Origin of the sequence: Desulfitobacterium dichloroeliminans LMG P-21439, from assembly GCF_000243135.2 — a bacterium.
Lineage (GTDB): Bacteria > Bacillota > Desulfitobacteriia > Desulfitobacteriales > Desulfitobacteriaceae > Desulfitobacterium > Desulfitobacterium dichloroeliminans.
Genome location: NC_019903.1, coordinates 265,306 through 278,949, shown reverse-complemented (window position 1 = coordinate 278,949; position 13,644 = coordinate 265,306). Strand labels below are relative to the sequence as shown.

Sequence of the window (13,644 nt, the reverse complement as noted above, 5' to 3'; positions counted from 1 at the left end):
CTTATTTCTCTCCTGTCTTAAACATTCTTAGCATTTTATGGGTAACACCAAAACCTCCCACAATATTGATACTAGCCAAAGCGACAGCAATCAGGCCTAACCACTTAGTCTCTGTCATAACCGCGACCCCCACTGCTACCATAGCCCCTAAAATCGGGATACCATGAATCGCATTTAAACCTGACATAAGAGGGGTATGCAAAAGACTTGGAACTTCTTTAATGATTTTATAGCCGAGAACCATCGAGACTATAAACAAACCAATTAGCAGGAGCTCCTTCATAGATTCATTGCCTCGCGGGCTCCAGCGTGTACGATTTCTTTCTTATATGTTGTCAAACTAGAAGCGATAATCTCATCCTCGCGATTCAGTTCAATCTTACCGTCCTTCACCACATAAGCGATGAAATTGTAAATATTTTGGGCAAACATCCAAGTCGAGCTGGTTGGCACCATTCCCGGTATATTTTTAGTACCATCAATAGTAACCCCATGCACGTTCTCAACTTTGCCGGGAACCGTACAAGCGCAATTGCCTCCCTGGTCAATGGCAACATCGACAATGGAGGAACCGTTAGCCATCGATTTCACCATATCCTCAGTCACTAACAGCGGTGCCTGTTTCCCCGGAATCAGGGCGCAGAGGATCAAGATATCAGCTTTCTTGACGGCTTCTTTCAGATTTTCTCTTTCCTTGTTTAACCATTCATCAGGCAAGCGTTGGGCGTATCCGCCTTGACCAATCGCTACTTCGGCCGGAACACCAACATCCCAAACATTAGAGCCTAGGCTTTTCGCCTGTTCGCATGCGTCGGGACGGATATCAACTGCGGTGACCACAGCACCCAATCGTTTAGCTGTAGCGATAGCTTGTAAGCCGCAAACTCCGGCCCCTACCACTACAACCTGAGCTGGTTTAATCACACCCACCGCAGATCCGATCATCGGCACAAATTTGCTAAGGCGGTTGGCAGCCATCAGTACACTTTTATAGCCAGCCACAGTACTCATTGAGGTCAGTGCATCCATGTTCTGAGCTCGGGAAATACGGGGAATTCCATCCAAAGTAAAGCTGGTAACGTCCATCATGGCAAGATTTTTAATCATTTCATGATTGACAGGCGAAGCGGGATGGAGAAATGTAATGAGATACTGTCCGGGATGAAATAAGTTCACTTCATGCTTGTTCAGCCCTTCGTGGAAGAGAGGCTCTTTTACTTTCAAGATAATATGGGCTTGTTCATATAAGGACTCAACATTTGTTTCAATGCTGGCCCCAGCAGCCTTAAAGTCATCGTCACTGAAAAATGACCCCACCCCAGCCATTGTTTCTACGAGGACGCGCGCTCCGCCCGCTACCATTTTCTTTACAGTATCCGGTGATGCGGCAACTCTATTTTCCCCTTTCATGATTTCCTTTGGAATCCCGATGATCACATCATGAAACACAATAAAACACCTCCATATTATGACGTCCGTACCAATTTTATTCGTATGCTCCAGCATCCAGGCCAATAAATACCCCTTTTCGCATAGAGAAAGCTTTAATATGAAAAGGCTGCGTGAAGACTGTTCCGCCGATGCAGCCTTTTCAGACGCTTGTCGATTACAGGGTCAGCTGAGTATCATCGGTAATCTTTTGCCGTAGCTTTAAAAACTCGATGTCCGTAAATTCCCGCGGACGCGGCAGATTGACTTCATAGGCGAGACCAAGTCTTCCTGGCAACTTACCCTCCAAAGTAATAATGCGATCGCCAAGAAAGATAGCCTCTTCGATGTTGTTGGTCACGAAACAAATGGTTCTCTTTTCTGCTTCCCAAATCCTTACCATTTCTTGCTCCATTAAAATTCTCGTCTGAGCATCCAATTGACCAAAAGGTTCATCCATCAACATTATTTTAGGATTGTTGGCGTAAGCACGGGCTATTCCGACACGCTGTTTCATACCGCCACTTAGCTGATGGGGGTAGCTTTTTTCAAAACCACCGAGTCCGACCAGGTCGATATAATGCTGGGCTATTTCGCGACGCTTTTGGAGGGGCATATTTTTTAGTTTAAGGCTCATTTCCACATTTCCCATCACTGTTTTCCAGGGAAATAGTGTATACCGTTGAAAAACAAAGCCAACCGTCGGTTCTGGACCAGAGACCTCCTTGTCTTCGATTTTAACCGTACCTGTGCTAGGTGTCTCTAGTCCAGCAATAATCCTGAAAAGAGTAGATTTCCCCGATTGACCTGGACCGAGAATAACCACAAACTCATTTTCTTTAACGAAGAGATCTATCTTTTCCAGGACTTTGGTGTCCCCAAAATTCTTACTAATTCCGGTACAACTAATTTTATAGTTTAATGGTTCAGATCGATTTTCCAAGGACAAATCTTCCTTTCTAAGTAACCTACCAAGGCTGATAGTACCCAAGCTGTTAAAGCAATGACAAGCATACCGCCGATAATCATTGCCGGCCGACCAAGGTTCATTCCAGTCATGATAATAAAGCCCATGCCCTCCCGAGCTCCCACCAATTCAGCCGCTAACACGGTGGTCCATGCCATGCTGAGGGAAATCTGAATCCCAGCGAAAATCGCCGGAAAAGCGGCGGGGAAGGTAACCTCAATAATCTCTTGATACTTGTTAGCACCTAATATGCGAATTGCGTCGTATAGGGATTCGTCAACCAAGCGGATGCCGTTATACGAGTTAATGATGCAAGGGACAATCGCACCGATGACGATAATAAAAATCTTTGACGTCTCGTTGATGCCAAACCACAAGATGGCTAAAGATATCCAGGCAATAGGCGGCATAGGTTTGAACAGATCGAAGATCGGTTTCACAATGGCATTTATATATTTATTGATACTCATGCCGACCCCAATCGGGACACCGATCATGACGGCAATGCCAAAGCCGATGAGCACCCGTCGCAAACTAAACCAGAGGTGCTCCAAAAGCGTTTTCCCAGCCAACGGATTGACCAACATATCTTGGAGCCGAATAAAGACCTCAATAGGTCGGGGCAGGAATTTCCCGGTGATATGAGTCACCGCCGCAAGGTCCCAGATCAATAGAAAGCCGACGATGGAAATAATATAGAGAACCCATTTGTTTTTTAAAGGATTACCTAAGCGGTTCTGCCAAGAGGTTGCCGTGGTTGTTTTTGTGCCATCCATGCTTTACCTCCTCACTCCCGCGACAAGTTTTTTCTCTATTTTATCGACGATAATTCCGATGACCACACCCGTAAGCCCAACCATGAACATTCCGAGAACCACCATATCAGGCATTAAAAGGCGGCGACCCATGGTAATGAGGAATCCTAGACCCGTATTAGCGGCGATGAGTTCAGCGGCGACCAGTGCGGTCCAGGAGGCGGCCAACGCTACTTGTAAACCGCCAAAAACCATGGGGAGGGCAGACGGGACACAAATGTTCTTGAAAATTTCCCAATTCGAGGCCCCGTAAGTGCGCGCCATGCGAATGAGAGTAGGATTGGTCATACGAACGCCGACAAAAGAGTTAATGACGCAGGGAACAACCCCAGAAGCCCAAATAATGAAGACCTTGCCCGTTAATCCAATGCCAAACCAAAAGATAGCCAAGGGAATCCATGCTACCGGCGGGATGGGGCGGATAATTTCAAAGATGGGGCGCGCTAGGCCTTCGACGACAACAAACCATCCCATCGCCAGCCCCAGAGGAATACCGATGGCTAGAGCTAACAGATAACCGATCAGGGCCTCTTGTAGGCTGGTCCAAACATGGACTGCTAAAATCGCGCCATCTGGATTGGCTTGGGTCAGCTTAACAACAAACAGTTTAATGACCTGAGTAGGCGATGCCAACATCGTACTAGGTATGATACCCAATCTCACAATCAGTTCCCATACGACAAACAGCGTTATCAGGCTAAGATAGGGGAGGTATTTGAGGATCTTTTTCTGTTCATGATCCATCTGCTTGTTGATCCTTTCTTGTTACTTAATTAGGCCTTTCTCTTTAGCCAATGCTTTCAAAAAAGTATCGTTAATAAAGGGGCTCTTCATGACTTTCTCACTTTCTTCAGGAGTAAAGCGTCCCTGTTCTGTGAAGAAGCTAGCGATGCTATCCATCCATTTGTATATTTCACTGTCACCCTTGGAACTGTCGAACATAGCCAGCTGCTCTTCCAGTGTATAGACGGGGTGTTTCTCGATATCCATAGCAGCTGTATCTAAGTCGATTTCCATTGCGGCCCAGTCTTTCAAGAAGGTTTGGTATTCAGGAGCTAAATTTGCACCTTCTTTTTTAATCTCGTCAATCTTTTGGAAATAAATGTCCAGGTATTTAACGACTAGATCTGGATGTTCATCGGCAAATTTTTTGTTGGCAACCAAAACTAGAGGTATTTTTGCGCCTACGTCATCTCCAGAAGCGACTACTTCCCAACCTTTTTGCAATCCTGTATACATAAAGGGGGCCCAAAGTGCAACAGCATCGCCGACGCCAGAATCAAAGGCGGCAACGCCTTGTGCCTGTTCTAAATTCTGGATTTTTACATCCTTATCGGTGATGCCAAAAGTATTTAGATATTGGGATAAGGCGTAGTGGCCGCTGGAAACTGTTGTAACCAGAATGTCTTTCCCCTCGGGAGATTCACCTTTCAGAAGCGGGCTATCCGGTCGAGCCATGACAACATTGGCGAAAGATTCATCATCAGCGATCCCTATGATATAGGTGTCATAGCGGAGGGCTGCCATTATAGCGGGAACACCACCAGTTGCGCCAACATCCCATTCATTGGCGGGAATAGCTTCAACTTGTGGCATTCCTGAATCAAAGTACTTTATTTCAAACTCAAGTCCATTCTTTTTGTCCAATCCCTCTTGTTGGGCACGGTAAGACAAGAACGTTTCAAATTCGGGTTGATGACTAACTCTGATTTTCGTGAGAGCTCCGTCCTTTGTGACCGGCTGAGAGCTCGAGCCACACCCGCTAACAACCACCATAATAAGTAATAGTGATACAACAACCAGACCTAATGTACGCATCTGCATTTTTTTGTTCATCATCGAATTCCTCCTTAATATCATTTTGATATTTCCCTTTGTAACAGAGCCATTTACCACCAGCGGATTAACTCGGTCACTTGTTCTCTAATTTGCAGAAATTTAGGGTCGAGGAAATTTCTAGGCCTCGGTAAATCGATGTTTACTTCTGCCTTGATAGTGGTAGGTTTATTGCTTAAAATCAATATTCTTTCTGCTAGGTAAACGGCCTCTTCGATATTGTGAGTAACAAAAATAACTGTCGTCTTGAACTCCTGCCAAATCTTAATCAATTCATCTTCTAAGTAATAACGCAATTTAACATCCAATTGCCCGTAAGGTTCATCCATCAGAAGCAGATCCGGCGTAGCGGCGAAGGCTCTAGCGACTGCGACTCGTTGTTCCATGCTAGAAGATATTTGATTAGGATAGAGATCAGCGCAATTTGCCAAACCGATCAACTCTAGGGTTTTATCCACTTGTCGCTTGATCTCGGCAGGAGGGAACTTTTTTACTTCCATACCGTAGGCAATGTTTTGCCGAACGGTCCGCCAAGGCATGCAGGAAGGTTCCTGAAATACGAAAGAAATATTATGTCGCTTGGGATCAGCCGACACATTATCAATACAGATATCCCCTCGGGTTGATGGCATAAGTTTGGATAAAAGATTTAAGAAGGTTGTTTTACCGCAACCAGTTGGACCAACAATGCAAAGAAACTCTCCTTCCCCAACCTGAAAATTAATGTTATCTAGGACAAGTAGATCTTTAAACTGTTTAGTTAGATTGTTCACTGTAACCTTAGGTTTCTTTATAGTCATAGCCGTGGACAGTGTTATCACCTCTTTTGTCCAATTTTCTTCCTTAACCTTAGCCTACATGATTGCACAACAGAAATAAGTTAATCTTTCAACCCCCTTATCGGTTTATTTGCGCGATTGATACGGTTCCGTTAGAATTAGTCTGCTGACCTTTTTATATATAGATTTACTTAGAATATTTGTAAATCTATGATATATATAGTACATGCTAGCTAAAACATTTTGTCATTTATAGTAATAGATTTAAGAAAGAACTCGCATTCACAATCTTCTTGACTAGTACTGTTAGATATTGTCGGATCTACACTAAGGAGTCCCTATGGCATAATAGTGTGCTGTTAAAAAAGTCACATATAAAGATCTACGTTTTCGCCATCGTGCAAACCTTTTTGTACTTCTATGTCACGATGTCCGTACCAGATTGATTACTTTAAATACTACCATTTTTTCCTATGAGCGTCAACATTTTTAAAAAGTCAAATTCGCTTTAGTTTTAACTATCCAAGGTTAGTCCCCATCCTCTTATCTCTTAAAATCCTGCCGTCTTTCATCTCTACAAGACGATTGGACTGAGTTGCTAGGTTTCTGTCATGGGTAACCATGATAAAGGTGGTTTTCGATTCCTGGTTGATATCTTTCAGCAGTTGAAATACTTTTTCAGTATTAGTGGAGTCTAGATTGCCCGTAGGCTCATCCGCTAAAATCATCCTCGGTTTATTGATTAGCGCCCGGGCTATAGCCCCTCTCTGCTGCTCTCCGCCGGAGATAGCATTAGCTCGACTATTGATGCGATGACTTAGTCCGACCCTGTCAAGAAGGTCTAGCGCCCTGTTACGAATCTCCGTGGTCACGCGACCCGTATAAATCTGGTACGGAATCAAGACATTCTCAAGAATGCTGAACTGAGGCAAAAGGAAATGAGACTGAAAGATGAATCCCATGGTTTTATTACGAAAATAAGCTAATTCATCATCATTAAGTTTGCGTAGATCCGTTCCCTCGATGATCACTTCCCCTTGGGTAGGCCGATCTAAAGCCCCCAGGATATTTAACAGAGTGCTCTTGCCTGATCCCGAAGCCCCAATAAGGGTGATGAAATCACCCTGCTCAACTTCTAGATCGATACCGTGCAGGACGCGGGCCTCACCGTTAGTACCAAAGTCACGAACCAAGTTAATGGTTTTTAATAAAACCTTAGCCATTGCGAATCACCTCGATGGGATTAAGTTGAGAAACCTGCCGTGCCGGTAGGTACGCGGAAAGAGTCGCTGATATCATCGTCGCACTCAGAATAATGAACATAGTCAGAGGTTTTAAGAGGAGGGTAAAGGCAGTTCCGGCAAAGGTAATAAATATAATGCTCATTCCCAAACCTAGCCCAAAGCCCAGGGTTACACCCAATACACCAAGCAAGGCACCCTGAATCAAAAATACTCTTGCTATGCTACTCGTCCGAATTCCGATGGCTTTCAAGATGCCAATTTCTTTGGATTTTTGGACGGCACTGATAGCTAGTACCGAAGAAACCCCAAGAATTACTGCCAGTAAAACAAAAAATTGAATAGTATAGCTAGAACTGCTTTGGCTTTGGAGCGCTACCAATAGAGAAGCGTTGGTCTCCTGCCAACTAACCCACTTTGTATTAGGAAACTGTTTGCTCATGGTCCGAGCCATTTCTTCCGCAGTAAAAACGTCTTTAACCTGAACTTCCATCGAGGTAATCTGGTCGCCCAGTCCTAATAGGGCCCCTGCCTTTTGCTGACCGACAATCACCCATCGTTCATCGACGGCAGCCGTTCCCAAGCTAAATATACTGTCGATAGTGAGGGCCAAAGGTTCTTTGCCAGGGAGTTCCAGAAAAATTGGATCGCCAGGGTTGACCCCTAAGTTATCTGCCAGATCTTTTCCGATCAACACAGCCCCTTCATTAGGGGTTTTGCTTCCTGCGACTATTCTGGAAGTAATGTCATAGATCTGATCCGCCTTGGTTAGGTCGAAGCCCCGAAGGACGATGCCCCTGCTAGTTTGCCCCCTTCTTACCAGGCCAGAACCTTCCACTACGGGCAGTACGCTCTCTGTTCTATTGTCCTGGGCAAGAATTATCTCCAAGGCCTGCCATTCGACCATCGGTTTCTGCATACTTTGGGTAGAATCAATGATCAAAGTCCGCGGACCCTGGCCTTCAAAGGCACCTATTCTGGCACTTTCTGTATTGGTCACGGTAATATGAGGGGAGTTGCCGACGGTATTATCTATCAAGTCCGCCTGGAGACCATCGATCAAAGCGCTTAAAAAAACCATAACAGCCACTCCAATGGCGATTCCAGTCGTAATCAAGGCGGTCTGCCCTTTGCTTTCCTTTAAGAAACGGTCAGCTAAACTCCATTCAAACTTAAGTCTATTTAACATATGGCCCATCCTTTGCTGTTCATTGAACCGAGATGTTTTGCCCTTCCTTTAAATCAGCAGGCTCTAGGACGATGTCCCCTTCCTCAACACCAGCAATAAGGATTGCTCCTTCTAAGGTTTGCAGTCCCACTTGCACAGGAACAAAGTGAGCTTGCGAATCCTTGGCCAGCCAGACTCCCGAGACACCATCTAATTCGATCAATAAAGCACTCGGTACAATAAGCGCGTCCTTTTGGGAGGCACCAAAAAGTTGTACCGAAACTAAACGACCAGGATAAAGTTCAGGTACAGCCTCCATCAACTGAATTTCAGCTGTAAAAGATCCTTGACTGGCATCACCGACTGGTTTGGTAAAGACTACTTTGCCCTCCCACTTCGTGTTCGCATCGGAAGATAGCCAAACGTTTGCCTCTTGGTTAAAGGCAGCCAGGTTAGTGTAGCGTTGATCTGGCTTCACGCGAATTCTGCTTTTTTCACTGGTGGCCAGACTACCTACCTTGCTGGCCGCAGGTAGTAATTCACCCACCTGAACGCTGAGTTCCTGAAGCTGCCCCTTAAAGGGGGCTTTGATCTGATACTCCTCTAGCTGTCGTTTTCTATCCTTAAGTTCTAGTTCCCTTTGCTCTCGTTGGCGTTCGAGTATGGCTCGATTGACGCCGTTCGCTTCCAGAGCTTCATAGGCCAATTTGGCAGCCACGACTTTTTCGTCAGTGTTCTTTACGTTGCGTTCTGCCTTCTCCACCTCAACTTGGCTGATAGCTCCCGCCTCAGCTAGAGCTTTGTTCCGTTCCAGCTCCTTATGAGACTCCTCCGATGCCAACTGCGCTTGGACATAGGCCTGCTTGACATTGGCTAGATTAACCGTGGTTGCCTGTTGCAGATTAAGATTAGCCAGGTCTAGGTTCAATTGGGCATTCTGATATGCGTTCTGCGCCTGGCGGTCATCCAGTTGGATCAAGAGCTGTCCTTTCTCTACCTGCGCACCTTCTTTGACAAGGATTTCCTGAACGACGCCAGTTGTCAAGGTGGATATCTCGGCGCTGATTTCAGGTATCACTTCACCACTAAGCAACAAAGAAGGGACATACTCCTGCTTACTAATTTTGTATCCTTGAACGGAAGCCGGCCTAAGCTGCAGGTTAACCATAACCAAGCCTAGCACCAAAACCGCTAGAGCTGCGAATGTTAGCTTTTTGTGACTCTTTACCCAATCCGAGGCTCTTTTCCAATCCATTATTTCTCCTCAGCTTTCTCTCTAATGTTTATTCCAATTACTAATTACTACTTATTTCTACATTATACCTCATTATATCTTGGCACGAGGACATATTAAAGTAATAATTTGAAACCGCTGATATACGGATAAAACCTGAGACTTCTCTATCTAATACTCTTTAAACCTAGAAATGAAATAATTACCAGACCCTGAAACTCCAAAATCTCCCCCCTTTGTTCGTATTAAGAGATGATGACATGTATAGGACAAGGGGGCAGTTCATTTGAGACTATTAAAATTCCGTGTATGGAATAAGGTTTCCAAGAAAATGCATAATCCTCAAGCGATTAGCTTTGACATTCAAAGCTGTGATCCCTTTGCGGTGAGCATTCCAGGAAAGTCTTGGGATCCCGTAGGGAAATATGAATTATTACAATGGACAGGTTTAACCGATGCCGATGGCTTGGATGTGTATGAAGCTGATCTTGTACTCATCTCCTCTGAGGTTTATAAAGTCCATTGGAATGAGGCCCAAGCAACCTTTGAGTTAAACGCCTTAGGGAGTTCCTCACAAAAAGACGTCAGGGTCATCCCTTCCCTAGGCAAAGTGATTGGGAATATGTATCAAAACGAAAACATCTAGGTCTTTATCATTTTCAGAAAGTCCATATTCGAACGGCATACCTCTAGATGAGGTATGCCGTTTTGCTAGACTTAGCCACATATTTCACGGCATATCATTATATGTAGAAGAACAGTTGATTAGTAGTGTGCTATATCTTTGTATAACTGAACAAATATCTGATTGAATCTTCGGAATCTTATACAAATAACACTGTGCTATAGTCTAAAAGACACAAGTTTTTTTTCCTTACTCCCGCCTTTATCCTTAGGAGAACCGTCTACTACTTTTAAAAGTAGTAAGCGGCTCTCCCCTTTTTTATTTTTCAATAAACATACCATCTTTATCTATCAACGCACCCTATCTTTTATTATCAATAACCATACCTATCTTTATCCATCAAAAAGGCATACCTCCTAATATATTGAGGTATGCCTTAATGTCTAAACTATTAGTCTGATTCTCAACCGCATTTTGAATAGCCGCAATGGGTGCAAACGACGCAACCGCTTTCATGATTAATTCCCATGCCGCACTCTGGGCAGGAATTGGCTTCGGCTACTGTGGAGCGGACCTTTTGACCACCGGTAAAGGAAGCACTCTTGCTTTGGACAGGTTTCTCTTCTACTTCCGGTTCAGTTTTAAAGGTGACTGAGTTCATTTTTCCTTTGCCAAGCTCGACATATTCCTTGATGACCCGGGCGATTGCATCGGGGCAGGAGGTGACTTTGACCCCTTCACGACGGATACAAGCAGGACAACGTATGCCCTTGACTTGCTCGATGATGGCATCGACGGAGATCCCGGAACGAAGAGCGATGGAGATTAAGCGAGCTGTCGCTTCAGACTGAGAGGAACAGCCACCTGCTCGGCCAGTGTTGGTAAAGATCTCGCAAATTCCCTTCTCATCAGCCATGACGCTCACATAGAGATTACCGCAACCGATACGAATCTTCTCGGTGACCCCTGTAGTGGTGGTCGGACGGGGGCGAGGTAAAACGGTGTTCACTTCCGGGATGAAAGGCATCTTGGGAATGACGAATTCATCAGAATCACTCTCTGTATTAGAGGCTTGTCCCTTGGGCTCTGTTGCCTTCTCGTCTGCCTTCTTGGCAATTCCAGTCGAGAGAACTTGCTCCTCGCGGCTGCCATCACGATAGACAGTTAAGCCTTTGCAATTAAGCTCATAAGCCAGTTCATACGCCTTTGCTATATCTTCATGAGTAGCCTCATTGGCAAAGTTGATTGTCTTGGACACAGCATTATCTGTGTACTTTTGAAAGGCCGCTTGGATACGGATATGCCATTCAGGGTCGATCTCCTGAGCAGTGACGAAGACCTCCTGAACCCAATTCGGAACTTCAGAAAACCCTAGGACTGTTCCCTTTTCGGCAATCTTGCGCATAAGCTCCGGAGAATTAAAGCCATATTCTTCGGCGAAGCTTTGGAAGATGGGATTCACTTCGATCAAAGCAGTCCCGTCCATGACGGTCTTAGTATAAGCTACGGCAAACAGTGGCTCAACCCCACTGGACGCTCCACAGATCATAGAGATGGTCCCCGTAGGTGCGATAGTGGTCAGCGTTGCATTGCGCAAAGGACGGACACCGTCATAGATGGAGCCTTTATAGTTAGGGAAGTTTCCTCTCTCTTCAGCCAACCTTTGGGATTCTAATCTCGCTTCAGTCTGAATGAAGTTCATAATCTTCTCAGCATATTCTACCCCATCCTCAGAAGCATAGGAGGCCTGGAGAAGAATCAACATATCGGCAAAGCCCATAACGCCTAAGCCAATCTTACGGTTGCCCTTCACCATCGCTTCAATAGCCGGTAGAGGATAAGTGTTGGCCTCGATAACATTATCTAAAAAGCGGGTCGCCGTGCGTGTGATTGTGCCTAAGCGCTCCCAATCCACCACGACTTTACCGTCTTTTTCAGTCACCATCAGTTTAAGGTTAATAGAGCCTAAATTGCAGGCCTCATTGGGGAGCAGCGGCTGCTCACCACAGGGATTGGTGGCTTCAATCTCACCCAGCTGAGGGGTAGGATTATCTCGATTGAGGCGATCAATAAAGATGACTCCCGGCTCGCCATTTCTCCAGGCACGATCCACGATCATCGTAAACACGTCAGGTGCGTAGAGCTGACCAACAGCTTCCTTGGAATGGGGGTCAATTAGGTTATACTGAGCCTTTTCTTGGACGGCCTTCATAAAGGCTTCTGTGATTCCTACGGAAATATTGAAGTTGGTGATTTCTTTATTATCTTCTTTACAGGTGATGAATTCCAGAATATCCGGATGGTCTACCCGCAGGATTCCCATATTGGCCCCGCGCCGGGTTCCCCCCTGCTTTACCGCTTCGGTAGCAGCATTAAAGACCTTCATAAAGGATACCGGACCTGAAGCTACCCCACCGGTGGAACGGACGGTGCTATTTTTAGGGCGTAAACGGGAAAAGCTAAAGCCTGTCCCTCCACCCGATTTATGAATAATAGCTGCGTTTTTAATGGCATCGAAAATCTCTTCCATACTGTCGTCAATCGGTAATACAAAACAAGCGCTGAGCTGACCCAGATCACGTCCTGCATTCATCAAGGTTGGGGAGTTGGGCATAAATTCGAGCTTGGCCATCATCTCATAGAAAGATTTCGTTAACTCTTTGACTTCTTTTTTCCCTTTGCCAAATTTCTCTTCGATCTGGGCGATGACAGAAGCCACCCGGTAAAGCATTTCTTCCGGGCTCTCGGCTACTTTCCCATTCTCTTGCTTGAGGTAACGTTTTTCTAAAATAACCCGGGCATTCGGTGTCAGGTTGGCTCTGAGCCAAGTTTTTGGTAATGATTCTACGAAACTCAACATTAATCCCCAACTTTCTCTCAAAAACTCTTCTCTTCTATTTTGGCTGAAATCCCTTACTTTTAGGATAGGTCGCATGGCCTAACTTCCTCAGTCTTAGGGACTAAAAATGGGCACATTTCCCAATTGCCCTGCATTACGAATAGACTTAAATCTTCCTAAAGATTAAGCTCGGAATTAGTTATTCCCCTTTTTTTCTACTAGCTCGTGGAGCTCCTGCAAAAAACGTTGGACATCCTTAAATTCGCGGTAAACTGAAGCAAAGCGTATGTAGGCTACTTCATCTAGATGGACCAGATTATTCATGACCGCTTCGCCTATGCTCTTACTGGGGACTTCGCGATCGTGGCCGTTGCGGAGATTCTTTTCAATCTCATAAGCCATAGTCTCAATTTGTTCGACTGAGACCGGCCGTTTTTCACAGGCTCTTAAAATCCCTGCCTTCAGCTTTCCCCGAGAGAATTCTTCGCGTCTTCCGTCCTTCTTAACCACAACCAAAGGCATATCTTCGTACTTTTCAAAGGTTGTAAACCGCCGTGAACAGTGATCGCATTCCCGGCGCCGACGGACAGCCGTTCCTTCTTCCACTTGACGGGATTCTAGGACCTTCGTCTCATCGTTCCCACAAAATGGGCAATGCAAGTCATCACCCCCTACATCTAGTGTCTAATTCATATTACCAACGCTAGATATG

At 45.3% G+C, this 13,644-nt stretch carries 13 protein-coding genes; 1 reads left to right on the top strand and 12 read right to left on the bottom strand.

Going from position 1 to position 13,644, the window contains the following annotated elements:
- Position 1: 1 nt before the first annotated feature.
- The 10 genes from DESDI_RS01285 to DESDI_RS01240 form a co-directional block, all read right to left on the bottom strand.
- The gene (locus tag DESDI_RS01285) at positions 2-283 is read right to left on the bottom strand and encodes an NAD(P) transhydrogenase subunit alpha part 2 (protein ID WP_015260823.1); all 282 of its coding nucleotides are present in this window, start codon (positions 281-283) and stop codon (positions 2-4) included.
- Positions 280-1,449 carry an NAD(P) transhydrogenase subunit alpha gene (locus DESDI_RS01280; RefSeq protein WP_015260822.1) on the bottom strand — a complete coding sequence of 390 codons (1,170 nt, stop codon included), beginning with the start codon at positions 1,447-1,449 and terminating at the stop codon, positions 280-282. Before DESDI_RS01280 ends, DESDI_RS01285 begins: the two co-directional genes overlap by 4 nt.
- Positions 1,450-1,606: 157 nt before the next feature.
- Complete coding sequence (locus DESDI_RS01275; RefSeq protein ID WP_015260821.1) at positions 1,607-2,371, bottom strand: ABC transporter ATP-binding protein; 765 nt, start codon at positions 2,369-2,371, stop codon at positions 1,607-1,609.
- On the bottom strand, positions 2,347-3,171 hold the full coding sequence (locus tag DESDI_RS01270; RefSeq protein WP_015260820.1) for an ABC transporter permease: 825 nt from the start codon (positions 3,169-3,171) through the stop codon (positions 2,347-2,349). Before DESDI_RS01270 ends, DESDI_RS01275 begins: the two co-directional genes overlap by 25 nt.
- A 3-nt stretch (positions 3,172-3,174) precedes the next feature.
- Positions 3,175-3,954, bottom strand: a complete 780-nt coding sequence (locus tag DESDI_RS01265; RefSeq protein ID WP_015260819.1) for an ABC transporter permease — start codon at positions 3,952-3,954, stop codon at positions 3,175-3,177.
- Positions 3,955-3,975: 21 nt separating this feature from the next.
- Complete coding sequence (locus DESDI_RS01260) at positions 3,976-5,049, bottom strand: ABC transporter substrate-binding protein (RefSeq protein WP_242825423.1); 1,074 nt, start codon at positions 5,047-5,049, stop codon at positions 3,976-3,978.
- 50 nt (positions 5,050-5,099) lie between these two features.
- The gene (locus tag DESDI_RS01255) at positions 5,100-5,846 is read right to left on the bottom strand and encodes an ABC transporter ATP-binding protein (protein WP_041219195.1); all 747 of its coding nucleotides are present in this window, start codon (positions 5,844-5,846) and stop codon (positions 5,100-5,102) included.
- Positions 5,847-6,343: 497 nt separating this feature from the next.
- On the bottom strand, positions 6,344-7,048 hold the full coding sequence (locus tag DESDI_RS01250) for an ABC transporter ATP-binding protein (protein WP_015260816.1): 705 nt from the start codon (positions 7,046-7,048) through the stop codon (positions 6,344-6,346).
- The gene (locus DESDI_RS01245; RefSeq protein WP_015260815.1) at positions 7,041-8,255 is read right to left on the bottom strand and encodes an ABC transporter permease; all 1,215 of its coding nucleotides are present in this window, start codon (positions 8,253-8,255) and stop codon (positions 7,041-7,043) included. The genes DESDI_RS01250 and DESDI_RS01245 overlap by 8 nt, the downstream gene beginning before the upstream one ends.
- 19 nt (positions 8,256-8,274) lie before the next feature.
- Complete coding sequence (locus DESDI_RS01240; RefSeq protein WP_015260814.1) at positions 8,275-9,489, bottom strand: efflux RND transporter periplasmic adaptor subunit; 1,215 nt, start codon at positions 9,487-9,489, stop codon at positions 8,275-8,277.
- 265 nt (positions 9,490-9,754) lie between these two features.
- On the opposite strand from DESDI_RS01240, the gene DESDI_RS01235 reads away from it, so the two are divergent.
- Positions 9,755-10,114 (top strand): YopX family protein, encoded by a 360-nt coding sequence (locus DESDI_RS01235; protein WP_015260813.1) that lies wholly within the window; start codon positions 9,755-9,757, stop codon positions 10,112-10,114.
- A gap of 442 nt (positions 10,115-10,556) precedes the next feature.
- Here DESDI_RS01235 and DESDI_RS01230 read toward each other — a convergent pair whose 3' ends face one another.
- Positions 10,557-12,953 carry a vitamin B12-dependent ribonucleotide reductase gene (locus DESDI_RS01230; RefSeq protein ID WP_041219607.1) on the bottom strand — a complete coding sequence of 799 codons (2,397 nt, stop codon included), beginning with the start codon at positions 12,951-12,953 and terminating at the stop codon, positions 10,557-10,559.
- 174 nt (positions 12,954-13,127) lie between these two features.
- Entirely contained in the window at positions 13,128-13,592 is a 465-nt protein-coding gene (nrdR, locus tag DESDI_RS01225) for a transcriptional regulator NrdR (RefSeq protein WP_015260811.1), read from the bottom strand.
- Between the last annotated feature and the right edge of the window lie 52 nt (positions 13,593-13,644).